The 25597-nt window shown below is 68.3% G+C and carries 27 protein-coding genes; 17 read left to right on the top strand and 10 right to left on the bottom strand.

Annotated elements, in window-relative coordinates; all coding sequences use genetic code 11:
• Positions 1-63 precede the first annotated feature (63 nt).
• The 6 genes from AB0F43_RS03195 to AB0F43_RS03170 form a co-directional block, all read right to left on the bottom strand.
• Entirely contained in the window at positions 64-357 is a 294-nt protein-coding gene (locus tag AB0F43_RS03195; RefSeq protein WP_131350551.1) for a WhiB family transcriptional regulator, read from the bottom strand.
• A 201-nt stretch (positions 358-558) separates the two neighbouring features.
• A complete protein-coding gene (gene crcB / locus AB0F43_RS03190) occupies positions 559-918 on the bottom strand; it encodes a fluoride efflux transporter CrcB (RefSeq protein ID WP_360469899.1) in 360 nt (119 codons plus the stop codon).
• On the bottom strand, positions 915-1295 hold the full coding sequence (gene crcB, locus AB0F43_RS03185; protein ID WP_360469896.1) for a fluoride efflux transporter CrcB: 381 nt from the start codon (positions 1293-1295) through the stop codon (positions 915-917). Before crcB (AB0F43_RS03185) ends, crcB (AB0F43_RS03190) begins: the two co-directional genes overlap by 4 nt.
• 21 nt (positions 1296-1316) lie before the next feature.
• The gene (locus AB0F43_RS03180) at positions 1317-1868 is read right to left on the bottom strand and encodes a histidine phosphatase family protein (protein ID WP_360469893.1); all 552 of its coding nucleotides are present in this window, start codon (positions 1866-1868) and stop codon (positions 1317-1319) included.
• Between the two features lie 9 nt (positions 1869-1877).
• Positions 1878-2183, bottom strand: a complete 306-nt coding sequence (locus tag AB0F43_RS03175; RefSeq protein WP_360469891.1) for a hypothetical protein — start codon at positions 2181-2183, stop codon at positions 1878-1880.
• Positions 2184-2331: 148 nt separating this feature from the next.
• Positions 2332-2841, bottom strand: coding sequence for a GNAT family N-acetyltransferase (locus AB0F43_RS03170; protein WP_360469889.1), 510 nt, complete (start codon positions 2839-2841; stop codon positions 2332-2334).
• Positions 2842-3097: 256 nt separating this feature from the next.
• On the opposite strand from AB0F43_RS03170, the gene AB0F43_RS03165 reads away from it, so the two are divergent.
• From AB0F43_RS03165 to AB0F43_RS03145, 5 genes are all read left to right on the top strand, one after another.
• Positions 3098-4201 (top strand): 3-deoxy-7-phosphoheptulonate synthase, encoded by a 1104-nt coding sequence (locus AB0F43_RS03165; RefSeq protein WP_360469887.1) that lies wholly within the window; start codon positions 3098-3100, stop codon positions 4199-4201.
• 9 nt (positions 4202-4210) lie between these two features.
• Positions 4211-4441, top strand: coding sequence for a LacI family DNA-binding transcriptional regulator (locus AB0F43_RS03160; RefSeq protein ID WP_360469885.1), 231 nt, complete (start codon positions 4211-4213; stop codon positions 4439-4441).
• Between the two features lie 110 nt (positions 4442-4551).
• The gene (locus AB0F43_RS03155; RefSeq protein WP_360472991.1) at positions 4552-4938 is read left to right on the top strand and encodes a hypothetical protein; all 387 of its coding nucleotides are present in this window, start codon (positions 4552-4554) and stop codon (positions 4936-4938) included.
• Positions 4887-5147, top strand: a complete 261-nt coding sequence (locus AB0F43_RS03150) for a hypothetical protein (RefSeq protein ID WP_360469882.1) — start codon at positions 4887-4889, stop codon at positions 5145-5147. Before AB0F43_RS03155 ends, AB0F43_RS03150 begins: the two co-directional genes overlap by 52 nt.
• 274 nt (positions 5148-5421) lie before the next feature.
• On the top strand, positions 5422-7497 hold the full coding sequence (locus AB0F43_RS03145; RefSeq protein WP_360469879.1) for a phosphocholine-specific phospholipase C: 2076 nt from the start codon (positions 5422-5424) through the stop codon (positions 7495-7497).
• A 57-nt stretch (positions 7498-7554) separates the two neighbouring features.
• On the opposite strand, the gene AB0F43_RS03140 is transcribed toward AB0F43_RS03145, so the two are convergent.
• Positions 7555-8553: a LacI family DNA-binding transcriptional regulator gene (locus AB0F43_RS03140; RefSeq protein ID WP_360469876.1), complete on the bottom strand. Its 999-nt coding sequence runs from the start codon at positions 8551-8553 to the stop codon at positions 7555-7557.
• Between the two features lie 144 nt (positions 8554-8697).
• Between AB0F43_RS03140 and AB0F43_RS03135 the strand changes: the two genes are divergently transcribed.
• Genes AB0F43_RS03135 through AB0F43_RS03125 form a run of 3 tightly spaced genes read left to right on the top strand, consistent with a single transcriptional unit; the run spans position 8698 to position 11489 of the window.
• Positions 8698-9696 carry a substrate-binding domain-containing protein gene (locus AB0F43_RS03135; protein ID WP_360469874.1) on the top strand — a complete coding sequence of 333 codons (999 nt, stop codon included), beginning with the start codon at positions 8698-8700 and terminating at the stop codon, positions 9694-9696.
• A gap of 3 nt (positions 9697-9699) precedes the next feature.
• Positions 9700-10701 (top strand): ABC transporter permease, encoded by a 1002-nt coding sequence (locus tag AB0F43_RS03130; protein ID WP_360469872.1) that lies wholly within the window; start codon positions 9700-9702, stop codon positions 10699-10701.
• Entirely contained in the window at positions 10698-11489 is a 792-nt protein-coding gene (locus AB0F43_RS03125; RefSeq protein WP_360469869.1) for an ATP-binding cassette domain-containing protein, read from the top strand. The genes AB0F43_RS03130 and AB0F43_RS03125 overlap by 4 nt, the downstream gene beginning before the upstream one ends.
• Here AB0F43_RS03125 and ybaK read toward each other — a convergent pair.
• Entirely contained in the window at positions 11486-11974 is a 489-nt protein-coding gene (ybaK, locus tag AB0F43_RS03120) for a Cys-tRNA(Pro) deacylase (RefSeq protein WP_360469866.1), read from the bottom strand. The genes AB0F43_RS03125 and ybaK overlap by 4 nt on opposite strands.
• A 164-nt stretch (positions 11975-12138) precedes the next feature.
• Positions 12139-12813: a helix-turn-helix domain-containing protein gene (locus AB0F43_RS03115; RefSeq protein WP_360469863.1), complete on the bottom strand. Its 675-nt coding sequence runs from the start codon at positions 12811-12813 to the stop codon at positions 12139-12141.
• 74 nt (positions 12814-12887) lie between these two features.
• Between AB0F43_RS03115 and folE the strand changes: the two genes are divergently transcribed.
• Positions 12888-13499, top strand: a complete 612-nt coding sequence (gene folE, locus AB0F43_RS03110; RefSeq protein WP_360469860.1) for a GTP cyclohydrolase I FolE — start codon at positions 12888-12890, stop codon at positions 13497-13499.
• A 31-nt stretch (positions 13500-13530) separates the two neighbouring features.
• On the opposite strand, the gene AB0F43_RS03105 is transcribed toward folE, so the two are convergent.
• A complete protein-coding gene (locus AB0F43_RS03105) occupies positions 13531-13854 on the bottom strand; it encodes a hypothetical protein (RefSeq protein WP_360469857.1) in 324 nt (107 codons plus the stop codon).
• Positions 13855-14207: 353 nt separating this feature from the next.
• Between AB0F43_RS03105 and AB0F43_RS03100 the strand changes: the two genes are divergently transcribed.
• The 8 genes from AB0F43_RS03100 (at position 14208) to AB0F43_RS03065 (ending at position 25544) form a co-directional block, all read left to right on the top strand.
• Entirely contained in the window at positions 14208-15614 is a 1407-nt protein-coding gene (locus AB0F43_RS03100) for a 3' terminal RNA ribose 2'-O-methyltransferase Hen1 (RefSeq protein ID WP_360469854.1), read from the top strand.
• Positions 15614-18139 (top strand): polynucleotide kinase-phosphatase, encoded by a 2526-nt coding sequence (locus AB0F43_RS03095; protein WP_360469852.1) that lies wholly within the window; start codon positions 15614-15616, stop codon positions 18137-18139. The genes AB0F43_RS03100 and AB0F43_RS03095 overlap by 1 nt, the downstream gene beginning before the upstream one ends.
• A 118-nt stretch (positions 18140-18257) precedes the next feature.
• Positions 18258-20135, top strand: a complete 1878-nt coding sequence (locus tag AB0F43_RS03090) for a beta-L-arabinofuranosidase domain-containing protein (RefSeq protein ID WP_360469849.1) — start codon at positions 18258-18260, stop codon at positions 20133-20135.
• A gap of 10 nt (positions 20136-20145) precedes the next feature.
• On the top strand, positions 20146-21837 hold the full coding sequence (locus tag AB0F43_RS03085; RefSeq protein WP_360469846.1) for an ABC transporter substrate-binding protein: 1692 nt from the start codon (positions 20146-20148) through the stop codon (positions 21835-21837).
• A 3-nt stretch (positions 21838-21840) separates the two neighbouring features.
• Complete coding sequence (locus AB0F43_RS03080; protein ID WP_360469843.1) at positions 21841-22800, top strand: ABC transporter permease; 960 nt, start codon at positions 21841-21843, stop codon at positions 22798-22800.
• Positions 22801-22918: 118 nt separating this feature from the next.
• Entirely contained in the window at positions 22919-23902 is a 984-nt protein-coding gene (locus AB0F43_RS03075; protein WP_360469840.1) for an ABC transporter permease, read from the top strand.
• Positions 23899-24717 (top strand): ABC transporter ATP-binding protein, encoded by an 819-nt coding sequence (locus AB0F43_RS03070; protein ID WP_360469837.1) that lies wholly within the window; start codon positions 23899-23901, stop codon positions 24715-24717. Before AB0F43_RS03075 ends, AB0F43_RS03070 begins: the two co-directional genes overlap by 4 nt.
• Complete coding sequence (locus AB0F43_RS03065; protein ID WP_360469834.1) at positions 24714-25544, top strand: ATP-binding cassette domain-containing protein; 831 nt, start codon at positions 24714-24716, stop codon at positions 25542-25544. Before AB0F43_RS03070 ends, AB0F43_RS03065 begins: the two co-directional genes overlap by 4 nt.
• Positions 25545-25597 lie beyond the last annotated feature (53 nt).

Raw genomic sequence — 25597 nt, 5'->3', positions numbered from 1 at the left:
CACGCCTGACGTCAGCCGTTGAGGCCGAGGTCAGGCGTGCTCTTGTCCGAAGGCTCGGGAGGTTCAGGCCGACTTTCGGTGCTCGGGCAGGAGGGTGTTGTCGCGCTCGGACTCCGTGGTGCCGCCCCAGACGCCGTACGGCTCACCGACCGAGAGGGCGTGCTGACGGCACTCGGGCTGGACCGGGCAGGTACCGCAGAGCGACTTGGCCACCATCTCGCGGGCGCGTTTGCGCACGCCACGCTCCGATTCGGGAGAGAAGAACAGCTCCGGGTTGACATCGCGGCAAGCCGCTTGTGACTGCCAGTCCCACAGATCCATGAGCGGGCGGGGTAGGCGAGGCATCCCTCTCGACATGGCAACCTCCTTGACTCACCGTGAGCGCGGACGGGCGCTCGGTGAAAACTATGCTCAACTCACAGCGAGTTCAACCCTTGTTTTTTCGAACTTCGGTCCATTCGTTATCGGCACGTGCCGTCGCCGGCCGTAATCAGGCCGTGTTCACGCGAGGACCATGTTCACCTCATCACCGCGTGTGACATGAGTCACTCGGTGGTTTCAGGCCAGTACGGCGCCGAGAACGGCGGCCAGCAAACCGGCGCCGAGGTTGAGTACGACGTTCAGCAACGCTTTGCCGCGATGACCGGATCCGGCCAGCGCGGTCGTCTCGGCGGCGAACGTGCTGTACGTCGTGAACGCGCCGCAGAACCCGACCCCGACGAGGAGCGTCGTGGTCCGATCGGTCACTCCGGTGAGCAACCCGAGCACGAAACTGCCCAGGATGTTGACGGTGAAGGTTCCCCACGGCAGTGCTGGTGGTGTGCTGGTGCGCAACCACCGGCTGACCATGTGCTTGTCCACCAGGAACCGCAGGGGAGCGCCGACGGCGGCGCCCAGCGCGACGAGCAGGACGTTCATCGCGGCCGCCCGGCCCACTCGCCGACCGATGCCGCGAGCAACGCTGCCGCGAGGGTCCCGAAGAAGTAGACGAGGGCAACGACCACGTGATCGGGCAGGAGTTTCTCGGTGTCGACGGCAAACGTCGAGAAGGTGGTGAAGCCGCCGAGGATCCCGGTGCCGAGGAACGGCCGGAGCAACGGATGCGCTCGCGGGGTCAACCGCGCCAGCAGGACGCCGATCACGAAGCAGCCGAGCACATTCGTCGCGAAGGTTGCCCAGGGAAACTCGCCCGGGCCGTGCGGGAAGGCCTCAGCGAGCCCGTAGCGGGCCAGTGAGCCGATGATCCCGCCGAGCGCCACGACGCCCAGGACTCGGGTCAGTCCAGGCTGTGCCATGGATGAGTTCGCTCCGCTCACTCATGTGACATCGTCTGCTGGATCGTAGCGGTAGTACTCGTGCGCGCCGTGCGCCGTACCCGTCTCGCCGGTGAGCGCCCGGATCACCATCGCGTGCGTGATCGCGAGGACAGGTCCGTCCGTGCTCGCGGTGTGCCGGCCCAGCGCGGCCCGGGCCCGCTCGCGCACCCGGGAGAGCGGCTCCCAGGGTCGCTGGATGCCTTCCGGCCACTCACCGCCGTACGCCTCGAACTCCGCCTGAGCGGCCCGTACGTCGGCCACGCCGCGCCACGACCCGGTGTGGTCCGGCATCCAGTCGCGCAGGTCGTACTCGACCTTGACGCCGAGGGCGAGCCGGTGGCCGATGATCGCGGCGCTGTGCAGCGCCCTGGTGAACGGCGAGCTGACCAGGTACGTCGCTCCGATGCCGCTGAGCAGGTCCGCGAGTTCCTCGGCCTGTTTGGCGCCGACCGCGGTGAGCGGGGCGGTGTCGGCCGCCGGCCCCGGCAGGCCCCGGGCGTCGACCGGCTCGTAGTCCGGTTCTCCGTGCCGGACCAGGTAGATCTGCGTCACGGGCATGTTCTACCGGAGATGGCGAGCGCCCGCCCAGCCGCGGGCGTGGCCGCCCGGCTGAGGGTCGGCGATCGAGGTAGGCGGACGAACCTGGTGGAGCTCGTCGAACAGGCTGGTCCTGGTCGGCTGCTCGATCCAGCGGACTTCGGTGGCGCCCTGGTGACCATGCACGGCGAGCACCGAGTCGAGGTCCGGCCAGACCGCAGTGGCCGGGTTGTCACCGCGCCAGCGCAGCACTACCGATCCGTCGGTGAATTCACAACCCTCGGCGACCACGCCGGTGCCGGAGACGCCGCTCGGGTCGTGATAGCGCACCAGTTCGAAGGTCCGCGGCGTCACCGTCCGGCCCCGTGCCGGCGGTCACCGAGCAGAACCTGTACCCCGAGCGGACCTGCCACCGTCACTGCACCCCTCATCGTCTCGACCCGTTGTTGCAGCCTCAACGACGGCAGCCCGTCGGTGGTTACTGACGAGCAACGCGGCGGCGCATGAAGATTCGCTCGGCCGGGTCCAGACCGAACGCGGTCTCCTCGGCCCGGAGCTCGACCAGACCGGGCGTGAGTTCCCGCATCTCCACGAAGCCGAGCCGGGCGTAGTACGGCCCGTTCCAGGGCACGCTGCGGAAGGTGCTGAGGGTGAGCGCCGGCAAGCCTTGCCCGGCCGCCCACGACTCCACGTGGTCGATCAGTGCGCGACCGAGACCCCTGCCCTGGTGGTCCGGATGGACGCTGACCTGCTCGATGTGCGCCGCGCCGTCCACGAGCTTGACCAGGACGTATCCGGACGGCCGGTCGGCGGAGTCGGCTGTTACCCAGAGCCGGCCCTCCGCCAGGAAGTGCTCGAACACTTCCAGCGCGGGTGGCGGGTGCTCCGCGATGTCGGTCATGCCGATGGTGCGGAAGAGGACTCCGGCGGCGACCTCGAGGGACTGCAGCAGCGGCAGCTCGTCCAGCTGCGGAGGGCGGATGTTCACGCGATGAGACAACCAGGTCCGCGTCGTGGTTGCCACTGCAATTCGCGGGGGTGCTATCGTCGTTCTCGTGAAGCGCAGCTATTGGCGATTTTTTGAGTGGCCGGCCCTGGTGCCGGGTGACTCAGCCGCCTGCTGACGCCCAACCGAACACACCAGAGCCGGCCCGAAGGCAAGGACATGAGTCCTTGCCTTTTCTCGTTCCCGCCGGCGCTGCGACCTCGATGTCGACTGCCGGCAGAAAGGTCCCAGCATCATCATGAACACCCTCCCGAAGCAGGCAGCCCAGGCAGCTCAGGCGGCCGTCGTCGACCGGCGGATCGAGAAGACCGTCCCGCTGATCACGCCGCTCGCCCTGCACGACGAGTTGCCCCTCGGCGATGCCCTCGCGCAGCGCGTGGTCGACGGTCGCCAAGCGGTCAGCGACGTACTGAACGGCGTGGACGACCGCCTGCTGGTCGTCGTCGGGCCGTGCTCGGTGCACGACGCGCAGGCTGCGCTCGAGTACGCCGAACGCCTTCGACCGGTGGCCGAGCGACTGTCCGACGGCCTGCTGCTGGCGATGCGCGTGTACTTCGAGAAGCCGCGCTCGACCCTGGGCTGGAAGGGCCTGATCAACGACCCGGGTCTGGACGGCTCCGGTGACGTGAACCGTGGGCTGCGCACGGCCCGCCAGTTGCTGCTGCAGGTTCTCGAACTCGGCCTCCCGGTCGGCTGCGAGTTCCTCGACCCGATCACGCCGCAGTACATCGCCGACACCGTCGGGTGGGGTGCGATCGGCGCGCGCACCGTCGAGAGCCAGGTCCACCGGCAGTTGTCGTCGGGCCTGTCGATGCCGATCGGCATGAAGAACCGCCCGGACGGCAGCATCGGTACGGCGGTCGACGCGATCAAGGCCGCCTCCGTGCCGCACGTGTTCACCGGTATCGACCACGACGGTGCCCCCGCGATCCTGCACACCCGCGGCAACCCGGACTGTCACCTGGTACTGCGGGGATCCGACAGCGGACCGAACTACGACGCGGAGTCCGTCGCCGATGCGATGGAACTGCTGCGCAAGGCCGACCTGCAGGAGCGCGCGGTCATCGACGCCAGTCACGGCAACAGCCGCAAGGATCACCGCCGTCAGCCCGTCGTCACGGCGGAGATCGGCCGACAGGTGGCGGCCGGCAACAACGCGATCGTCGGTGTGATGCTGGAGTCCTTCCTGGTCGAGGGTCGCCAGGAACTGGACCCGACCCGGGAGCTCACCTACGGCCAGTCGATCACCGACGCCTGCATGGGCTGGGAGACGACGGAGTCGGTGCTGGAGGGACTGCGCGCGGCGGCGCTGGAGCGTCGTACCGGGAGGAGCGCAAGTTAGGCTCTCGCCATGGCTTCCGGACGGGATCGGCCGCTGCCGACCAGCAAGGACGTCGCCGCGCTCGCAGGTGTTTCGCAGAGCACGGTTTCGTACGTCCTGAGCGGCAAGCGGCCGATCTCGGCGGAGACGCGGCAGCGCGTCGAGGATGCGATCGCCGAGCTGACCTATCAGCCCAACGCCGGCGCCCGGGCGCTTCGTGGACGGCGTACGAACGTCGTCGCGCTGGTGGTCCGGTTTTAGGGGCACACCGACGTACCGGACACGATCCCGTACATCGACACGGTGGTCGAGGAGGCCAGGCAACGGGACTTCGACGTCATCCCGGTCACTGCCGGGGACGGCCGGAGGAGCTGATCCGGCTGGCCCGCCGGTCAATCTGCGATGCCATCGTGCTGATGGACATCCGCAAGCGGGACGGGCGGGTGGCGACGGCGGCGAACCTGGGCGTGCCCGTCGTGCTGATCGGGACCACGCAGGACAATCACGGACTCGACTCGGTCGACTACGACGCCCGCCGCGCCGGTGCTTCGTTGGTGGCGGAGCTGGTGGACACCGGGCATCGCCGTGCCGTCCTGATCGGGGAGAAGCCGCAGAAGCAACGGGAGTTCTTCTTTGCCGGTGAGTTCCATCGCGGAGTGGCTCGTGCGGCCAAGGCCTCCGGTCTCGAGCTGGTGGAGCTGCATCGATGCCCGACGGATCGATCCGGCGCAGCAGCCGGCCCGGTAAGGAGCCGCTGAGGCTCTACAACACCCCGTGGCTGGCGCACTTCTTCGTGGATCAGTTCAGGCTCTTCGGCGAGTACGACGACCTCGATCTCGCCGCGCGGCTGCTGGAATCCAGTTACGCGCTGGGTGTCGCCAGTCATCTTTCGATCGGGCATGCGGAGGCCGTCGACGCGGTGGTGGCTGAGTCTGCTCGCCGCGGCGTACGACGTGCAACCCGATGATCGCGTGCTCGCCGCGCTGCGCACCGCGGTCGGCTGGCTCCGCGCGTTCGGTGCTCCGCAGCCGCACGTCCGGCTCCGCGACTGGTCGACTTCAGCACCGAAGGCGACGCGACCTGCGCGTTCGTCATGCCCAGTTGCGTCGACGGCCGTCCGGCCCACCGCGCCGACCCGCTCGCCAACGACCAGGACTGGGCGCTCGCGTTGCTGCTGCGATCGGACGGTTGTTCACCTGCTGGCCGTGCGGTGGCTACAGGACGGTCCTAGTGTCCCGGGCATGACTGAGATTTCTCGGCGCCTGGTGTTGGGGGCGGCGGCCGGGGGAGTGGCGGCTTCGCTGCTTCCCCCGTCGCTGCACTCGGCGATGGCGCAACCCGTGCGGCGCGGTGGTCTGCGGGCGATCGAGCACGTGATCGTGCTGATGCAGGAGAACCGTTCCTTCGACCACTACTACGGGACGCTCCGCGGTGTGCGCGGGTACGGCGACCGCCAGCCGCTGCGACTGCGCAACGGCAAGAGCGTGTTCCACCAGCCGAAGGCCGGCGGTGGTGAGGTGCTGCCGTTCTCGATCCGGAAGGCCGCGGCGGACGCGGGCCGGAACGCGGACGACATCCAGTACCTCGGCGACCTTCCGCACGGGTTCAACGACGCAACCCAGGCCTGGGGCAACGGCTGGAACGACGACTGGATCCAGGCCAAGACGGCGGCCACGATGACCCACTACGAGCGTCGCGACATCCCGCTGCAGTACGAGCTCGCCGAGACCTTCACGATCTGCGACGCCTACCATTGCTCCGTCAACGGCTCCACCAATCCGAACCGCAACTATCTCTGGTCCGGAACGACGGGTTACGAGCCTGGTACGACGCAACGGGCGGTGACGAACGCGGCGTACTCCTACGACCACAAGGGCTACGACTGGACGTCGTACCCGGAGCGGCTCGAGCAGGCCGGGGTGTCGTGGCAGATCTACCAGGAGTGGGACAACTTCACCGACAACGCGGTCGAGTACTTCAAGACCTTCAAGGAGCTCGGGCACCGGATCCTGGCGTCCGTACCGGGTGGCTACCGGACCACCGAGGAGTTCTACGACAAGCTCTTCGCGAAGACGCCGGCCGAGCGGACCGAGGCGCTGAAGCAGTTGCAGGCGGCAGTCGCCAAGCAGCCCGCGAAGGATCAGCAGCTGTTCTACCGGGCGATGTACCGGTCCGAGCCGGAGTCGCTGATCCCTCGGCTGCGTGCCGACATCAAGGCCGGCAAGCTCCCGCAGGTCAGCTGGCTGGTGCCGTCCGCGGTCGACTCCGAGCACCCCAGCGTGTCCACCCCGGTGGGCAGCGCGAACCTCGTCTACGACCTGCTCGACGCGGTCGCCTCGGACCCGGAGACCTGGTCCAAGACCGTGCTGCTCATCAACTTCGACGAGAACGACGGGTACTTCGACCACGTCCCGCCGCCGGTCGCGCCGCGGCCGTCGTCGGGTGCGGGCGACGACTGGTACGACGGCCGGCCGATCGGCCTCGGTCCGCGGGTACCGATGACCATCGTCTCGCCCTGGTCGGTCGGCGGGCACGTCAACTCGCAGGTGTTCGACCACACGTCGGTGATCCGCTTCCTGGAGCGTTGGACCGGCGTCCACGAATCGAACATCAGCAGCTGGCGCCGGACCGCCTGTGGCGACCTCACCTCGGCGTTCGACTTCGGTCGCGGCTACCAGCAACCGTCGGTGGACGCGCCCGGTCCGGTACCGGCGCCGATCGCACGATGGAAGCCGACGCCGCCGGCCGACCAGGCCGTGCCGCGGCAGGAGCCCGGCCACCGGCCGGCCCGCGCTCTGCCTTACCAGCCGTCGGTCTCGGGCTTTGTTGCCGATGGCAAGCTGACGTTGGCCCTCGGCAACCAGGGCACCGAGTCGGCGCACTTCGCGATCTACTCCTACGGCGGTGAACTGCCCGCTCCGGAGCATGTCGACGTACGGCGGGAACGCGTCGAGACGATCGCGGTCGACGGGCCGTACGAGTTCGCCGTCCAGGGGCCGAACCGGTTCTCGGTCGAGCTGGCCGGGACGGCGGACGGCGCCGCGGCCGGTCTCGACATCCGCGCTCGCCGGGACGGAAGCTCGCTCGAGCTTTCGTTGGTGAACACGTCGCGGAAGCCGCTGACCTTGAAGGTGAAGGCCCGCGGCTACGTCAGCAGGACGGTGATGGTGGAGCTGCGCGGCAAGCAGACGCGTGAGCTGTCCTGGCCGACCGACCACGGCTGGTACGACGTCGAGGTCACGGCCGCCGAGGACACGTCGTACCGCCGCCGCCTGACCGGCCACCTGGAGACCGGCAAGCCGAGCGTCACCGGCTGATCCGTTGCGTCCGAAGAACTGGACAACCGTTTCGCCACTTCTTCGGACGCAAGAGGGTCAGCAGCCGCACGATTCGCGGTGCATGATCTCGGCCGGGAGGCGGATCGCTTGGGGTGGGGCGCCCGGGTCGTTCATCCTGCGGAGCAGGAGTTGGACGGCTCGGGCGCCGATCGCCGCACTCGGCTGGGCGACCGTCGTGAGGCCGGGGCTGAACAGGTCGGCCCAGGCGAAGTCGTCGAAGGCGGCGACGGCCAGGTCGCGCGGCACCTTCACACCGGCGGCACGGAACGCGGCGAGGGCGCCGATGGTCATGTTGTTGTTCGCGGCGAACACCGCGGTCGGCGGCTCGGGCAGGTCGAGCAACTCCCAGGCCGCCTTCCGGCCGCCCTCGCTGCTCGACGAACCATCGCGGATCAGCGCGGGATCGACCGGCAGGTTGGCCCGCTGATGCGCGAGGTGGTAGCCGCGCAGCCGTTCGCTGCTGGTCGACAATCCGGGGATGCCGGTGACCATGCCGATCCGGGTGTGGCCGAGCGAGATCAGGTGGTCGATGACGGCGGCGGTGGCGGCTTCGTTCTCCACGCCGACCTGGTCCACGCGCAACTCGGGGTCGATCCGGTCCACCACGACGTACGGGATCGGGTGGTCGCGCAGCAACGGCAGGGTCAGGTCGCGCCAGCCGTCGGCGGGGGCGATCACCAGTCCTTCGATGTGGTGGGCGAGCAGGTTCGCGATCGCCGCCGACTCGTGCCGGGCATCGTCGCGGGTGTCGACGATGATCAGGTTCAGGCCGGCCCGGGTCGCCTCGCCGTCGATCCCCTGGATCAGCTCGACCCAGTACGGGTTCGAGGCCGCGGTGATGGCCAGGCCGATGGTCTGGTTCGACCCGGCCGCCAGCGAGCGCGCGGTCGGGTGGTGCTGGTAGCCGAGCACGCGCATCGCGTGGTGCACCCGTTCGCGGGTCTTCGGCGCGACCAGGCGGGTGCCGTTCACGACGTGCGAGACCGTACTCACCGACACTCCGGCGGCGCGGGCGACCTCGGTCATCGTGACCATCCGTCGAATCGTCGTCGCCCAGTGTGCTTTGCGCAAGGCTTTGCGCAAAGCCAGTCAGAAACGTCCTGGCCGGTCTAGCTTCACCTCTCAGACCTGCGCCCGGGTCTTCTGCCCGGGCCTGTTGAGTCCCGGGAGGCAGACCCGATGAGAAGAACCGTCCCCGCCATCCTGCTCGCATCCGCGCTGCTGTGTACGGCGGCCTGCACGCAGACCAAGTCCGGCAGTGCCAGCTCGGACAGCGGCGGGCCGATCAAGATCGGCCTGGTCACCAAGACCGACACCAACCCGTACTTCGTCAAGCTGCGCGAGTCGGCCAAGGCCCACGCGACCGAGCAGGGCGCCGAACTGATCGCGGTGGCCGGCAAGTTCGACGGCGACAACGAGGGCCAGGTGGCCGCGATCGAGAACCTGGTCCAGCAAGGGGTGAAGGGGATCCTGATCACGCCGAGCAACTCGACCGGCATCCTCGGCGCGCTCAAGCAGGCCAAGGAGAAGGGCGTGCTGGTGATCGCCCTGGACACCGAGACCGACCCGAAGGACGCGGTCGACGCGACCTACGCGACGAACAACGTGACCGCCGGCGAGCTGCAGGGCAAGTACATCAAGGCCACACTCGGTACGACGCCGCCGAAGCTGCTGCTGATGGACGGCACACCGGGCGGGACGGTCGACGAGCAGCGGCATCGTGGGTTCCTGCAGGGGATGGGACTGAAGGACGGTGATCCGGCGATCCTCGGTGCGGCGCCGACCAACGGTGACCAGAACAAGGCGCAGGCGGCGATGGAGAACCTGCTGCAGCGGAACTCGTCCGTCAACGCCGTCTACACGCTGAACGAACCCGCTGCGCGCGGCGCGGTCGCGGCACTGACCGCGAAGGGCATGGCGGGCAAGGTCGCGGTCGGCTCGATCGACGGTGGCTGCCAGGGGGTGGCGGACGTGAAGGCGGGCAAGTACCTGGCCACGGTCATGCAGTTCCCGAAGAAGATGGCCGAGCAGGGTGTGGACGCGGTGGTCGCCTTCGCCAAGGAGGGCAAGAAGCCCTCTGGGTTCCAGGACACCGGCGCCCAGCTGATCACCGACAAACCCCTGCCTGGCCTGGAAAGCAAAGACACCGCCTGGGGCGCCCAGAACTGCTGGGGCTGAGCCATGACGCTGACTGATGAGCGGGCGACGGTGCCACCGTCGCTCAGAAACCGTTCCGCGGAAGCCTTCCTGCACAATCCTGCGCTCGGGCCGCTTGCCGCTCTGATCGTCGCGATGGTCGTGTTCTCGGTGACGACCAGCACGTTTCTGACCGTCGACAACCTGTCGTTGGTGGTGCAGCAGTCGTTGGTCGTCGCGACGTTGGCGCTGGGGCAGACGCTGATCGTGCTGACCAGCGGGATCGACCTGGCCAACGCGGCGATCATGGTGCTGGGGACGATGGTGCTGGCTCGGCTGGTGACGGAGGGCAGTCCGTCCGTCGTCGCCTTGCTGGTCGGGTTTGTGGTCTGTGCGCTGCTCGGTGCGATCTCCGGTGGCCTGGTCACCTGGCTCAACCTTCCGCCGTTCATCGTGACGCTCGGCATGCTGACCGTCGTACTGGCGGCCGGGCGGCTGTACTCCGGCGGCAACTCCTGGCCGGTCACCGACTCGCTGCTCGGTGTCCTCGGCGAAGGCGGCTACCTGTTCGGCCAGGTCAAGGTCACGCACGGGATGACGCTGGCCGTGGTGATGTTCGCGGTCACCTGGTACGCGCTCACCCGGACCGCCTGGGGCCGCCATGTGTATGCCCTCGGCAACGATCCGGAGGCGGCCCGGCTGACCGGTATCCACGTCGGCCGGACCCGGTTCAGTGTCTACCTGATCGCCGGCGTGATCTACGCGTTCGCGGCCTGGCAGGCGCTCGGCCGGATCCCGAACGCGGACCCGAACGCCTTCCAGACCGGCAACCTGGACAGCATCACCGCGGTCGTGATCGGCGGCACCAGCCTGTTCGGCGGCCGCGGCAGCGTGATGGGCACGGTGGTCGGTGCGCTGATCGTCGCCGTACTGCGCAGCGGCCTCACCCAGGCCGGGATCGACAGCCTGTACCAGGACGTCGCGACCGGTGTCCTGGTGATCGCCGCCGTCGCCTTCGACCAGATCGTCCGCAGGAGGTCCCGATGAGTGCTCCAGCCCTGCAGGCCCGCGGCCTGGTGAAGCGGTACGGCCGGGTGACTGCCATCGACGGCGCCGACTTCGACCTGTACGGCGGGGAAGTGCTGGCCGTGGTCGGCGACAACGGCGCCGGCAAGTCGAGTCTGATCAAGGCGTTGTCGGGTGCGCTGATCCCGGACGAGGGCACGATCCTGCTCGACGGCCAGGAGGCGCGCTTCCACTCACCGCTCGACGCCCGGCACGCCGGGATCGAGACCGTGCACCAGACCCTGGCACTGGCCCCGGCGATGGATATCGCGACCAACCTCTTCCTCGGCCGCGAGGTACGCCGTACCGGACCGCTGGGATCGGTGTTCCGGTTGCTCGACCGGACCGCGATGCGGCAGCAGGCTCAGGAGCAACTCGATGCCCTCGGCATCGAAACCGTGCAGCACATCGGCCAGCTGGTGGAGACGTTGTCGGGTGGTCAGCGGCAGGCGGTGGCGGTCGCGCGGGCGGCGATGTTCGGCCGCCGGATGGTGATCATGGACGAGCCGACCGCGGCCCTCGGCGTCAAGGAGTCCCGCCAGGTGCTCGACCTGATCCGGCGGATCCGCGACCGGGGTCTGCCGGTGGTGCTGATCAGCCATGACATGCCGCAGGTGTTCGAGATCGCCGACCGCATCCACGTCCATCGGCTCGGCCGGCGAGTCGCCGTGGTAAGGCCGTCCGACGCGTCGATGAGCCAGGTCGTCTCGCTGATGACCGGTGCGCTGCGACCAGGCGACGAGGGCGCTCCACCGAATCTGCTGGACTAGCGGGCGATGGCCGCCGTCCGGGCCTTGGTGACGGTGATCAGGTCTGCCGGGGCCAGGCCGAGGTCGAGGCCGCGGCGGCCGCCGGAGACGTAGACGGTGTCGTGGTCGGTGGCGGTCTCGTCGATCACGGTCGGGAGGGCGCGCTTCTGGCCGATCGGGCTGATACCGCCGACCACGTACCCGGTGATGCGTTCGGCGGCGGCCGGGTCGGCCATCACCGCCTTCTTCCCACCGGCGGCGGCCGCGATCGCCTTCAGATCGAGCTGCTTGTCCACCGGTACGACGCCGACGGTCAGCTTGCCGTCGACCTCGACCAGCAGGGTCTTGAACACCTGCTCCGGCGCGAGCCCGAGCGCCTCGGCCGCCTCCAGCCCGAACGACTTGGCGGCCGGGTCGTGGTCGTAGGTGTGCGCGGTGAACTCGACCTTCGCCTTCGTCAACGCCACCGTCGCCGGCGTCCCCTGACTCTGCTTGCTCTTAGCCACCCGGCGAGCTTAGACGGTGTCTGATGGTCCCCCGCCTACTGCGCGGCACTCGGCACGGCACCTCGCCGCACTGGAGCAAAGGTCATGATGGATCCGCATCGAGACCCTCGCTCCAGCACGCCGAGCTACCGCACCGAGCACCTGCTCGCGACGGCGCTGGACCATCAGACACCGCCTAGTCCGGCGGGCACCAGCCGAACGCAGCAGTGGCCGGGAGTCGGGACGAGGCGGGCTTCGTACGAGGTGTCGAGCGTGCTGACCAGGCCGGCCAGCAAGTGCAGGTTCATCCCACAGACCAGTTGCGGCTGGTCGGCGGCGATCCGCTGGAACGGGCAGTTGGCGAGCGCGATGCCGCCCTTGCCGGGACGGGGCTCGAAGCCGTGGGCCTTCAGGATCTGGGTCACCGAACCGCTGCCGGCCGTACGGCCGAGGGATTCGCCGTACGCCCGGGCGCGACGGTTCACGGCCTCGCGGGGTGAACCGCCGGAGACCTCGGCGTCCTCGACGGCGGCGGCGAGGAGGCGGCCGGCGACTGCGTACTGACGCTCGGGAAGGGTGAGATCGATCTCACGATCAGAGCGATGGTAGAGCTTCGCCGGCCGTCCGGCGCCGGGCCCGCTGCGCCCGGAGCGGCGCTCGTAGCAGGTCGCGAGCAGGCCTTCCTCGGTCAGCTTGTCCAGGTGGAACGCAACGGTCGTCCGCGGGATGTCGAGCGCGGTCGCGGCCTCGTCCCGACTCACCGGTCCCGGCTGCGTGACGACGTACTCGTACAGGCGGCGCCGCGTCGGCTCCTCGAGGACGGCGATCGCCTGAACCTGTGCGTCCCAGGACGTATCCACGGGATGATTCTATCGACAACATCGGTTGGTAGAACAGTATGATGGCAGTTCGTTGACCCCTCAGGAGTGTGCAGATGGCGATTTCGGCCGATCTCGAGTCCGTCCCCCTTCACATCGTCGCCGGCCGGTCGGAGATCGATCTCCCCGCCGCCCAGCGTGCGGTCGCGGACCTGCTGGTAGCGCTCGGGCGTGACCCGCGCAGCGCGCACCTCGCGGACACCCCGCGCCGGGTGGCGCACGCGTACGCCGAGATGCTGACACCGCGGGAGTTCGCACTGACCACGTTCCCGAACGACGAGGGGTACGACGAGCTCGTCCTGGCCAAGGACATCCCGGTGCAGTCGCTGTGCGAGCACCACCTGCTGCCGTTCCACGGCGTCGCGCATGTCGGCTACCTGCCGGGGGAGCGGATCCTCGGACTCTCGAAGCTGGCCCGGGTCGTGGAGTTGTTCGCGCGCGACTTCCAGGTGCAGGAGCGGTTGACGAAGCAGGTCGCCGACTGGCTGCAGGACCACCTCGAGCCGAAGGGCGTCGGCGTGGTGATCGAGGCCGAGCACCAGTGCATGTCGTTGCGCGGTGTCCGTGCCACCGGCTCTCGCACCGTGACGTCGTCGCTGCACGGCATCCTGCGCGAGAACCCCAGCTCCCGCCAGGAGTTCTTCGCCCTGACCGGCCTGACCCCGTAGCTCGCGACTGGGCGCGGCCCGGTGCCGAGTGTCAGGCGTTGGCCACCGCCGGCGAGTGGCGATGGGTGTGGCGTCCGGTGGCGAGGACGTGGGCGACTTCGCCGGGCAGCAGGTCGGTGCCGGGGACCGGCTCCATCTCGGAGACGTCGAGCCAGCGGACGACGGTGGCGCCGCGGTGGCCGTGGACGGCGAGGATGGAGTCGAGGTCCGGCCAGACGGCCGTGGACGGGTTCGCGCCGTGCCAGCGCAGCGCGACCGAGCCGTCGGTGAAGACGCACCCTTCCGCGACGATGCCGGTACCGGAGACTCCGCTGATGTCGGTGTAGCGCACGAGTTCGAAGGTTTGGGGTTTCACCGGCGGACCTCGCCGAACTGCCCTGGACGGTCGAAACTGTGGTGGCCTGGTCGGTCGGAACTTCGTTGGCCTGAGGGTGCTCCCATGGTCCTTTCCCCGTGGTCGGCGTGGGTGGGCGATCGCCACAAACCGGGGGACAATACGGACTGTCAGCGGGGAAGGACGGTCTGTAGCGACTGATCTTCTCAAAACAAGCTAGAACCATTCCGGCCAGCGCGCCAGCCCCTCTTTCCGCGTGTCTTGGTCTTCGATCCAGCCCAGGCGGCGGAAACGCGCTCAACTCCTGACAAATAGGTGGGTTCCTGGGCATTCAAAAAAGTGGTTCCGGGCTTTCGGCGTGATCGAATACGGAAGTGATTCTGACCCTTGCCACCGACCTCGCCGGAGTCGGCGCGTCCGCGAGCGATTTCGGCTTCCTGCTGCACAAGAACCCGGCGCGACCGCAGAGCATCGAGATCACCGGTGGTACGGCGCACGTCTTCTACCCGGAAGCGACAGACGATCGGTGTACGGCGGCCGTCCTGCTCGAGATCGATCCGATCGCACTGGTGCGGTCAGGCCGGGGCAAGGCGTCGGAAGGATTCACCCTCGGGCAGTACGTGAACGATCGCCCGTACGCCGCGTCCAGCCTGCTCGCGGTAGCGCTCGGCAAGCTTTTCCGGACCGCGATGAACGGCCGCTGTGACGCCCGGCCCGAGCTCGCCGCCCGGGCGATCCCGCTCGAGATCCACGTCCCGGCGCTTCCGTGCAGCGGCGGCGCAGCGCTGGCCGAGCGCATGTTCGCCCCGCTCGGCTGGAACGTCGATGCTCGTCCGGTGCCGCTCGACCCAGAGATCCCCGCGTGGGGTCCGTCCCGGTACGTCGACCTGCGGCTGACCGGCGTACTCCGGCTGGCCGACGCGCTCAACCACCTCTACGTGATGCTGCCGGTCCTGGATGACGCCAAGCACTACTGGGTCGGTCCGGACGAGGTCGACAAGCTCGTGCGAGCCGGCGAGGGCTGGCTCGGTGCGCACCCGGACAAGGAGCTGATCTCGCGCCGCTATCTCGCCCACCGTCGCTACCTCGCCGACTCCGCCCTCGAACGCCTGGCCGAGGCGGACGGGGTGGCCGAGCCGGAGGTCGCATCGGAGGAGGGCCCGGTGTCGCTGGCCGTCGAGCGCCGGACGTCGGTAGCCGCCGTACTGAAGGAGCTCGGAGCGCGCCGGATCGCGGACCTGGGGTGTGGTGAGGGCGCCCTGGTCGGTGAACTCCTGAAGGACCCGATGGTCGGCGAGCTGGTCGCCACCGATGTCTCCGCTCGCGCGCTGATCAGCGCGAAACGACGGCTCCACTACGACGACCTCCCGGACCGCCAGCGGGACCGCCTTCGCTTCCTCCAGTCGTCCGTCACGTACGCCGACCATCGCCTGGCCGGCCTGGACGCCGCCGTCCTGATGGAGGTGATCGAGCACGTCGACCCGCCACGCCTCCCGGCGCTGGCCAAGGCCGTGTTCCAGACCGCCCGCCCAGGTGCTGTCGTCGTCACCACCCCGAACAGCGAGTACAACGTGCGCTTCGACTCTCTCCCCGCGGGCACCTTCCGCCACCCCGACCACCGCTTCGAATGGACCCGCCCGGAGTTCGCCCACTGGGCGAGCCAAGTAGCCGACATGTACGGCTATTCAGTGGAATTCCGTCCCGTCGGTGCGGTGGATCCGGAGGTGGGTCCGCCGACCCAGCTGGCTCTCTTCAAGCTCCGGGAGAAGGTGACCAACTGATGGCGGCGATCCAGGTCCCGGCGCTTTCTCTGGTCGTTCTGGTGGGTGCCAGCGGGTCGGGGAAGTCGACGTTTGCGCGGAAGCATTTCTTGCGGACTGAAGTGGTTTCCAGCGACTTCTGTCGTGGGTTGGTGTCTGATGACGAGAACGATCAGGCGGCGACCAAGGATGCGTTCGAGGTGCTGCACTTCATCGCGGGGAAGCGTCTTGCGGCCGGCCGGCTGACGGTGGTCGACGCGACGAACGTGCAACCGGAGGCGCGGAAGGAGCTGGTCGCGCTGGCGCGTGAGTACGACGTGTTGCCGGTGGCGATCGTTCTGGATCCACCTGAGCGGGTGTGTGTCGAGCGCAACGAGCAGCGGCCGGACCGGCAGTTCGGTGCGAACGTGATCGCGCGGCAGCGGTCGCAGCTCAAGCGCGGTCTGCGCAGCCTGAAGCGCGAGGGTTTCCGCACTGTGCACGTGCTGGACAGCGTCGAGGAGATCGATGCCGTCAGCATCGAAAGAACCCGGCTCTTCAACGACCTGACCGATCAGACCGGCCCGTTCGACATCGTCGGCGACGTCCACGGCTGCCGTGCCGAGCTGGAGCAGCTGCTCGTCGATCTCGGCTACAACGTCCACCGCGACGAGGCCGGCCGTGCGATCGACGCCGTACACCCGGATCGTCGCGCGGTCTTCGTCGGCGACCTGGTCGACCGCGGTCCGGACACTCCCGGCGTCCTGCGTCTGGTCATGGGAATGGTTGCCAACGGCCACGCTTACTGCGTACCGGGCAACCACGAGGACAAGTTGCTCAAGGCCCTGAGAGGCCGCAACGTCAAGATCAGCCACGGTCTCGAGACCACCCTCGAGCAGTTGACCGCGGAGCCGCCGGAGTTCCGCGACGCCGTCGAGACGTTCATCGACGGCCTGATCTCGCACTACGTGTTCGATGGCGGGCGGCTGGTCGTATCGCACGCCGGCCTGGTCGAGCGGATGCACGGCCGTGCGTCCGGACGGGTCCGTTCGTTCTGCCTGTACGGCGAGACGACCGGTGAGACGGACGAGTTCGGTCTGCCGGTCCGTTACCCGTGGGCGAACGAGTACCGCGGTCGCGCCATGGTCGTTTACGGGCACACTCCGACTCCGGAGCCGGAGTGGATCAACAACACGATCTGCCTCGACACCGGCTGTGTCTTCGGCGGATCGCTGACCGCGTTGCGCTATCCGGAGCGCGAGCTGGTCTCGGTCCAGGCCGCCGCGGAGTACTACCCGCCGGCCAAGCCGTTGCACGTGGCAACCGCGCCGGCCCGCGAGCCCGACGTACTCGAACTGACCGATGTCACCGGCCGGCGGGTGATCGAGACCGCGACGCACGGCCGGCTCAGCATCCGGGCGGAGCAGGCGGGTGCGGCGCTGGAGGTGATGAGCCGGTTCGCGATCGACCCGCGGTTCCTGCTGTACCTGCCGCCGACGATGAGCCCGGTCGCCACCTCACCGGTACCTGGGGTGCTCGAGCATCCGCTGCAGGCGTTCGAAACCTACCGCGCGCAAGGGGTGAGCGAGCTCGTGTGCGAGGAGAAGCACATGGGGTCGCGCGCGGTCGTGCTGCTGACCCGCGACGACGACGTTGCCGAGAAGCGCTTCGGCCTGGCCGGTCGCGGTGCCATCCACACGCGTACCGGTCGGTCGTTCTTCGACGCCCCGCTCACGGACGAGCTGCTGCTTCGGCTGCGGAGGGTCGTCGTCGAGGCCGGGGTCTTCGACGAGCTGGACACTTCCTGGCTCCTGCTCGACGCGGAGCTGCTGCCGTGGAGCGCCAAGGCCGAAGACCTGCTCCGAAACCAGTACGCCGCTGTCGGTGCGGCCGCGCGTACGTCGTTGCCAGCGGCAACCGCGGCGTTGGAGGCGGCGGTCGCGGCCGGCCTCGAGGTGGGTGATCAGCTGGCCCGGATCCAGCGGCGTACGGTGAATGCTGCGCGCTTCACCGAAGCGTATCGACGGTACTGCTGGCCGACTGCTGGGCTCGAAGGGGTTCGGCTGGCGCCCTTCCAGGTGCTCGCGTCGGAGGGGACGACGTACCAGGATCGGCCGCATGCGTGGCACCTCGGGATCGCCGACCGGCTGGTGGCCGTTGATCCGTCGCTGATCACGCCGACGCGGCGGCTGTTTGTCGACGCAGGCGACTGGGATGCCGGGGTCGCCTGGTGGGAAGAGCTCACCGGGGCTGGCGGCGAGGGGATGGTGGTGAAGCCGGCCGCCAACCTGACCCGGACGGCGAAGGGGCTGGCCCAGCCGGGGCTGAAGGTGCGCGGACAGGAGTACCTGCGCCTGATCTACGGCCCCGACTACACCGAGCCGGCCAACTTCGACCGCCTCCGCGATCGCAACCTCGGTCACAAGCGCTCCCTGGCCCTGCGCGAGTACGCCCTCGGCCTGGAAGCCCTGGATCGAGCCGCCCGGGGTGAGCCGTTGTGGCGCATCCACGAGTGCGTCTTTGCCGTCCTGGCCCTCGAGTCAGAGCCGGTGGACCCCCGCCTGTAACCGTCCATGCACAGAGCGCAAGTTGTCTCCGACGTGTAAACGTCTTCCGGAATCTCTTGGCAAGGTGTGACATTGCACTTAGGGTCTGTGCAATGTCACACGGTACTGGAGCGGTTGGATGAGTGGAGCGGTGCGGACGAGTTCGGGCGTGGTTGCGCCGGTGGGTGAGGTGGAGCTGACCGGTGGGCTGCTGGGCGAGTGGCAGCGGCGGAATCGGGAGGCGACGATCCCGCACTCGCTCGGGGAGTTGCGGAAGGCGGGGAACCTGGACAACCTCCGCCGGCTGGCGGACCCGTCGGTCGGGACGTATCGCGGGCGGTACCCGTTCCTGGACACCGACCTCTACAAGACCCTCGAAGGTCTCGCCTACGAGATCGGCCGCGACGACGCGCCGGCCGGAGCACGCGAGTTCTTCGACGAGGTGGTCGGGCTTCTCGAGCAGGCCCAGGCCGAGGACGGCTACCTGAACTCGTACTTCCAGGACCCGGACCAGCCCAAGCAGCCGTGGTCCGACCTCGGCTGGGGACACGAGCTCTACAACCTCGGCCACCTGATCCAGGCCGCCGTCGCGGCCAATCGCCGACTGGGCGACAGTCGACTGCTGACCATCGCCATCCGATTCGCGGATCTCGTCGTCCGGAAGTTCGGCAAGGGTGGCGAGGAGGTGGTGGACGGGCACCCCGAGGTCGAGATGGCGCTGGTCGAGTTGTATCGAGAAACCGGCACCGAGGACTATCTGACGCAGGCGCAACTGTTCGTCGAGCGTCGCGGCCAGGGGAAGCTGAAGCACACGATCTTTCCGGCCGAGTACTTCCAGGACAACGCGCCGTTCCGTGAGCTCCCGTCCGTCACAGGTCACGCCGTACGGATGGCGTATCTCGCCGCCGGTGCCGCGGACGTCCACCTCGAGACCGGCGACCCGACGCTGCTCGAAGCCTTGGAGCGGTTGTGGGACGACATGGTCGCGACCAAGCTGTACTTCACCGGGGGACTGGGCAGCCGGCACTCCGACGAGGCGATCGGTGACCGCTACGAGTTGCCGTCCGAGCGCGCGTACGCCGAGACGTGTGCCGCGATCGCGACGATGCAGTGGGCATGGCGGATGTTCCTCGCGACGGGCAAGGCGTCCTACCTGGATGTCTACGAGACTGTGCTCTACAACGCTTATGGCGTTGGGCTTTCGGCCGACGGTACGGCGTTCTTCTACGACAACCCGTTGCAGCGGCGGCCGGACCACGAGCAGCGCTCCGGTGCGGAGAGCGGCGGGGAGCCGTTGCGGCGGTCGTGGTTCGGCTGCCCGTGCTGCCCGCCGAACATCGTCCGCTGGATGTCCGAACTCCAGGACCACATCGCCGCACAGCGTTCCGACACGCTCTACCTGGGTTTGTACGGCGATGCACGCATCAGCACCGGCGCCCTGGCCGTAACCGTCCAGACCAACTACCCGTGGGACGGCGAAGTCACGATCACCATCGACAAGGCGCCGCAGGAGGAGCAGGCGATCGCCCTGCGCATACCGAGCTGGTGCACAGATGCCGAGGTCGACGGCGCGGCCGTGCGCGACGGCTGGGCCGTGGTGCGGCGGCGATTCGTTGTCGGAGACGTCGTTCGGTTGACGTTGCCGATGGCACCTAGGGCGCATGGGTCGCATCCGTACCTGGATGCCACCCGAGGTGCGATCGCTGTCGCCCGGGGGCCGCTTGTCTATTGCGTTGAGCAACAAGATTCGGCCGCGGCGGTCGACGATCTGTTGCTGACACCTGGTGCGGTTGGCCAAGCCACAGCACACGAGCAGGCGATCGCCGGAGTGGATGCCGTCGTACTCGAGCTGACGAGTGCGGTGGCGCCGTCGCCGGCTCATGAACTTTATCCCGTGATCACTGATCACCAAGACCAGACCGCCATCAGGGAAGTGCCGGTGACACTCGTCCCGTACTTCCTCTGGGGCAACCGTGAGGCACAGGCCATGCGTGTATGGCTGCGCGCCGCGAACTGAAAGAAGGCAGATGAAGAGATCGGCACTAGTGGGGCTCGTGCTGTCCGGCGCGCTGGCGGTCAGCGCCTGCTCCGGTGGCGGCGCGACCGATGCGGCCGAGTCGGCCGGGCCGGGTGGCAAGGCCGCGCAGGGCGGAACACTCCAAGTGCTCGCGAACGCGGGCTTCTCCCACCTCGACCCGGCTCGGGGATTCGACGGTGGTGTCAACAACTTCTACCGGCTGATCTACCGGACCCTGACCACGCAGGGCGCCGCACCCGGTGCCGAGGGCACCAAGATCGTGGCCGACCTGGCCACTGACACCGGCAAGCCGTCCGACGGCGGCAAGACCTGGACCTTCACGCTGAAGGACGGGCTGTTCTTCGAGACCGGTGCGCCGATCACCAGCGCGGACGTGAAGTGGGGCGTGTCCCGGGCCTGGGACCCCGAGCTCGGCATCGGGTCGCCGTACGCGAAGCAGATCATCGACGCGCCGGCCAACTACCAGGGCCCGTACAAGTCGGGTGAGTTGCCGACCATCCAGACACCGGACGCGAAGACCATCGTCTTCCACCTGAAGAAGCCCTACGCCGACTTCGGCAGCGTGGTCGCGCAGAACTCCTTCGTGCCGGTTCCGAAGGGCCAGGGCGCGGGCAACCAACTGGACAGCAAGCCGATCGCATCCGGTCCGTACAAGCTGGCCGAGTACAAGCCGGGCGCCTCGCTCAAGCTGGTCCGCAACGACAAGTGGGACAAGAAGACCGACGATGTCCGGGCCGCGAACCCGGACGCGTTCCAGTGGACGTTCGGGCTCGACCCGGCCACCATCGACGAGCGGATGATCGCCGGCCAGGGCACCGACGTCGACGCGATCGCCGGCACCGTCCAGGCCGCGAGTGTGGCCCGGATCCAGACCCCACAGCTCAAGCAGCGCACGATGACCGGCCTCGGCGGCTGTACGACGTACATGGGTCTGAACACCACCAAGAAGCCACTGAACGACGTCCGCGTCCGGCAGGCGATCAACCTCGCGATCAACAAGCAGACGGTGCGCGACGCGGTCGGCGGCTCCACGCTCGCCGAGATCGCCACCAGCATCCAGCCGCCGACGGTGGCCGGCCGGGTGGACTACGACCCGTATCCGAGCCCGGATCACAAGGGTGACATCGAGAAGGCCCGCGCGCTGCTCACCGAGGCCGGTGTGGCGGACGGCTTCACGCTGACCCTGGACTCCCGGACCCAGCCGAAGATGCAGGCGATGTCGGTGGCGGTCCAGCAGGCGCTGGAGCCGTTGAAGATCACCGTCAAGATCAACCCGATCGACACCTCGACGTACTACGAGGTGATCGGTACGCCGTCGCAGCAGAAGGACATGGCCATCACCGGCTGGTGCCCGGACTGGCCGTCCGGCGCGACCTTCCTGCCGCCGCTGTTCGACGGCCGCAACATCACCGCCAAGGGCAACTCGAACCTGTCCCAGCTGAACGACAAGGGCGTCAACGCCAAGATCGACGAGATCGCCGCGATGACCGACGTGACCGCGGCGAACAAGGCGTACGGCGAGCTGGACAAGCAGATCATGGAGCTCGCGCCGGTCGTCCCGCTGCTGTACGAGAAGGTGCTGATGCTGGTCGGCGGCAACATCGCCGGCGCCTACCTGCACGACGGGTTCTCCGGCGGCATCGACCTGGTCTCGGTCGGTCTCGCGGACGCCGGGAAGTAGCCGATGACTGCGACCCCGACCTTGCTCGAGATCGAGGAGGTGGGGACCCCGGCTGCGGCCGGCGGTCCCCCGACCTCGGGCCGGCGGATCCTCACCACGATCACCCGGGACAAGGGCGCGCTGGCGTGCCTGCTGTTCCTGGCGATCGTGGTCCTGATGGCGGTCGCCGCGCCGCTGATCACCAAGCTCAGCGGCTGGGGGCCGTACGAGTTCGACTCGGCCGCGATCAACTCCGACCTCGGCGGCGTACCGCAAGGCGCGCTCGGCGGGATCAGCGGGAACCACTGGTTCGGTGTCGAGCCGCAGAACGGCCGCGACCTGTTCGCCCGGATCGTGTACGGCGCCCGGGTCTCGATCACGATCTCGTTGTCGGCGACGCTGCTGACCGGGATCCTCGGTGTCGTCCTCGGCATGCTGGCCGGGTTCTACCGCGGCTGGGTCGACCAGGTGATCTCGCGGCTGATGGACTTCCTGATGGCGTTCCCGGCGCTGATCTTCATGATCGCGATCCTCTCGTCGCTGCCGGCCGGGAACCGTCCGGTGCTCCTGGTCGTGGTGATCAGCGCGTTCGGCTGGCCGTACCTGGCCCGGGTGATCCGCGGGCAGACGATGACGCTGGCCAACCGGGAGTTCGTCGAGGCGGCCCGGGCGTCCGGTGCGAAGGACGTCCAGGTGGTGTTCCGGGAGATCCTGCCGAACCTGCGCGGCTCGATCATCGTGATGACCACGCTGGCCATTCCCGGCTACATCGGCACCGAGGCCGGTCTGTCCTTCCTCGGCGTCGGTGTCTCGCCGCCGACCGCGTCCTGGGGCCAGATGATCTCGAGCTCGGTGAGCTGGTACTCGGTCGACCCGATGTTCTTCGCGATCCCGGGCACGTTCCTGTTCCTGACTGTCCTCTCGCTGACGGTGCTCGGTGACAAGATTCGCTCGGTCGTCGACCAGGGGGAGGCCGCCGCGTGACTGTGCTTTTGGCCGGGCCTTCGGCGCCGGCGGGGTCATGGGGCTTTGACTCCCGGCCTTCCCTCGTCGCTCCAGTCGCTTCGCTCCCTCCGCTCCTCAGTCCAGGCCGGGAGGCCCCATGACCCGGTACGTGGTTGTACGGATAGGTGGGGTGGTGTTGATCCTGCTGGCCGTGTGCCTGTTCACCTATCTGATCTTCTTCAAGCTCTCCCCGGATCCCGCGGTGATGATCTGCGGCAAGACCTGTACGCCGGAACGCATCGACTCGATCCGCGCCGTGCTCGGTCTCAACCAGCCGATCCTGACCCAGTTCTGGGAGTTCCTGCAGGGCATCTTCGTCGGCCGCGACTACGGCTCGGTGCACTGCTCGGCGCCCTGTCTCGGCTACAGCTTCCAGACCAACGAGTCGGTGTGGGCGATGATCACCGCCCGCCTCCCCGTCAGTGTCACGGTCGCTGTCGGCGCCGCCGTACTGTGGCTGCTCGCCGGTGTGATCGGCGGTCTGATCAGTGCGATCCGGCAAGGCACCTGGTGGGACCGTACGGCGATGGCCCTCGCGCTCGGCGGGGTGAGTGTGCCGAACTACGTGCTCGCGCTGGTGCTCCAGTTCGTGCTGGTGGTGAAGCTGCAGATCCTGCCGTTCCCGTCGGCGCCCGCGTTCGCTGACAACCCGATGCTGTGGTTCGAGTCGTACTTGATGCCGTGGACCGTGCTGGCCGTCGGTTACGCCTGTCTGTACGCGCGATTGACCCGGGCCAACGTGATCGACACGCTCGGCGAGAACTACTACCGGGCCGCCCGGGCCAAGGGGTTGAGCCGGCCGCTGATCCTGCGCCGGCATGCGCTCAGGCCGGCGCTGACGCCGATCACCACGATCTTCGGGATGGACTTCGCCGGCCTGCTCGGCGGTGCGCTGATCACTGAAACCGTGTTCGGGCTGAACGGGATCGGCAAGATGGCGGCCGACTCGATCGCGAAGAACGACCAGCCGGTGATCATGGCGGTCACCCTGCTGGCCGCGTTCTTCGTTGTCATCGGCAACGTCGTGGTCGATCTGGTGTACACAGCCCTTGACCCCAGAGTGCGGGTGACAACGTCATGAGGGACGAACTGTTTGTGGTGGAGGACCTCACGGTCACGTTGCCGACCAGCCGTGGTCCGGTGGACGTGGTGAAGAACGTGTCCTTCACGGTCGGCCGGGACGAGACGCTCGGCATCGTGGGTGAGTCCGGGTCGGGCAAGTCGATGACGGCGCTCGCCGTACTCGGGCTGCTTCCCCGGGGCGCGCGGACCACGGGGAGCATCCGGCTGGACGGAGCGGAGTTGCTCGGGCGGACCGACCGGGAGCTGCAGTCGGTGCGCGGCAACTCGATCTCGATGGTGTTCCAGGACCCGTTGTCGTCGCTGAATCCCTACTACACCGTGGGGTTGCAGATCGAGGAGATGTACCGGGCGCACCGGGGTGGTTCGCGCCGCGCGGCCCGGCGGGTGGCGATCGAAGGGCTGGAACGGGTCGGCATCCCCGACCCGGGCCGGCGGGTCGACCACTACCCGCACCAGTTCTCCGGTGGCCAACGGCAACGAATCATGATCGCGATGGCGTTGTGCTGCTCGCCGTCGCTGCTGATCGCGGACGAGCCGACGACCGCACTCGACGTCACCGTGCAGGCGCAGATCCTGGAGCTGATGGCCGAACTGCAGTCGACCACCGGCACCGGGATGATCTTCATCACCCACGACCTGGCGGTGATCAGCTCGATCGCCCAGCGGGTGCTGGTGATGTGCGCCGGCGACGCGGTCGAGTACGGCACGGCCGAGCAGGTGTTCTCGGCGCCGCGGCACGAGTACACGCGGGCGCTGCTGGACGCCGTACCGAGGATCGACGACGAGGTGCCGTCCGAAAGTAGGGCAGTATGAGTTTGCTCGAGGTGCGCGGGGTGACCAAGCAGTTCGTCACCCGGGGCGAAGGGGTGATGGCGCGCAAGGCGGCGTTCACCGCGGTCGACGACGTCAGCTTCGACGTCGAGCTGGGCGAGACGCTGGCGATCGTGGGGGAGTCGGGGAGTGGGAAGTCGACCACGGCCCGAATCGCGGCCCGGCTGCTGGAACCGACCAGCGGGACGGTCGAGTTCGACGGGCAGGACGTGACGCATGCCAGGGGCAAGGATCTGGTCCGGTTCCGGAACAACGTGCAGGTGGTGTTCCAGGACCCGTTCTCGTCGCTGAACCCGCGGTACACGGTCGAGCGGATCGTCACCGCGCCGCTGACGTACCAAGGCATCGCGCCGAAGGGTGGCCGGCGGGCGTTCGCGCAGGAGCTGATGGAGCGGGTCGGGCTGAATCCGGACCACTGCCAGCGGTACCCGGCGCAGTTCTCCGGCGGCCAGGCGCAGCGGATCGGGATCGCCCGGGCGCTCGCGGTGAACCCAAAGCTGGTGATCTGCGACGAGGCGGTGTCCGCGCTCGACGTGTCGATCCAGGCCCAGGTCCTGGAACTGCTGATGCGGCTGCAGCGGGAGAGCGGGTTCAGCTACATCTTCATCGCGCACGACCTGGCCGTCGTACGGCAGATCTCCCAGCGCGTCGCAGTGATGAACAAGGGCAGAATAGTCGAGCTGGGGTCACGCGATCAGGTGTTCGGCGAGCCCCGCGACGACTACACGAAGACGCTGCTGGCCGCCGTACCCCGGATCAACCCGGAATGGGATCGGAAGCGTCTGGCGCGGGCGAAGGGGGCTCAATGACTGTATTGATGCCACGCCTCCGGCGCGGCGGGTCATGGGGCTGGAACTCCCGG

The organism is Kribbella sp. NPDC023972 (assembly GCF_040639075.1).
GTDB lineage: Bacteria > Actinomycetota > Actinomycetes > Propionibacteriales > Kribbellaceae > Kribbella.
The sequence above is the reverse complement of the archived record's forward strand: the minus strand, read 5'-3'. Positions and strand labels throughout refer to the sequence as shown.

Bases quoted from the DNA above. Each gene is read 5' to 3' on its own strand.
- AB0F43_RS03075 (WP_360469840.1), top strand. From the start codon at position 22,919: ATGACCCGGTACGTGGTTGTACGGATAGGTGGGGTGGTGTTGATCCTG.
- AB0F43_RS03130 (WP_360469872.1), top strand. From the start codon at position 9,700: ATGACGCTGACTGATGAGCGGGCGACGGTGCCACCGTCGCTCAGAAAC.
- folE (WP_360469860.1), top strand. From the start codon at position 12,888: ATGGCGATTTCGGCCGATCTCGAGTCCGTCCCCCTTCACATCGTCGCC.
- AB0F43_RS03065 (WP_360469834.1), top strand. From the start codon at position 24,714: ATGAGTTTGCTCGAGGTGCGCGGGGTGACCAAGCAGTTCGTCACCCGG.
- AB0F43_RS03135 (WP_360469874.1), top strand. From the start codon at position 8,698: ATGAGAAGAACCGTCCCCGCCATCCTGCTCGCATCCGCGCTGCTGTGT.
- AB0F43_RS03145 (WP_360469879.1), top strand. From the start codon at position 5,422: ATGACTGAGATTTCTCGGCGCCTGGTGTTGGGGGCGGCGGCCGGGGGA.
- crcB (WP_360469899.1), bottom strand. From the start codon at position 918: ATGAACGTCCTGCTCGTCGCGCTGGGCGCCGCCGTCGGCGCTCCCCTG.
- AB0F43_RS03080 (WP_360469843.1), top strand. From the start codon at position 21,841: ATGACTGCGACCCCGACCTTGCTCGAGATCGAGGAGGTGGGGACCCCG.
- AB0F43_RS03095 (WP_360469852.1), top strand. From the start codon at position 15,614: ATGGCGGCGATCCAGGTCCCGGCGCTTTCTCTGGTCGTTCTGGTGGGT.
- AB0F43_RS03125 (WP_360469869.1), top strand. From the start codon at position 10,698: ATGAGTGCTCCAGCCCTGCAGGCCCGCGGCCTGGTGAAGCGGTACGGC.
- AB0F43_RS03160 (WP_360469885.1), top strand. From the start codon at position 4,211: ATGGCTTCCGGACGGGATCGGCCGCTGCCGACCAGCAAGGACGTCGCC.
- AB0F43_RS03085 (WP_360469846.1), top strand. From the start codon at position 20,146: ATGAAGAGATCGGCACTAGTGGGGCTCGTGCTGTCCGGCGCGCTGGCG.
- AB0F43_RS03140 (WP_360469876.1), bottom strand. From the start codon at position 8,553: ATGGTCACGATGACCGAGGTCGCCCGCGCCGCCGGAGTGTCGGTGAGT.
- AB0F43_RS03165 (WP_360469887.1), top strand. From the start codon at position 3,098: ATGAACACCCTCCCGAAGCAGGCAGCCCAGGCAGCTCAGGCGGCCGTC.
- AB0F43_RS03150 (WP_360469882.1), top strand. From the start codon at position 4,887: ATGCCCGACGGATCGATCCGGCGCAGCAGCCGGCCCGGTAAGGAGCCG.
- AB0F43_RS03070 (WP_360469837.1), top strand. From the start codon at position 23,899: ATGAGGGACGAACTGTTTGTGGTGGAGGACCTCACGGTCACGTTGCCG.
- AB0F43_RS03090 (WP_360469849.1), top strand. From the start codon at position 18,258: ATGAGTGGAGCGGTGCGGACGAGTTCGGGCGTGGTTGCGCCGGTGGGT.
- crcB (WP_360469896.1), bottom strand. From the start codon at position 1,295: ATGGCACAGCCTGGACTGACCCGAGTCCTGGGCGTCGTGGCGCTCGGC.
- AB0F43_RS03195 (WP_131350551.1), bottom strand. From the start codon at position 357: ATGTCGAGAGGGATGCCTCGCCTACCCCGCCCGCTCATGGATCTGTGG.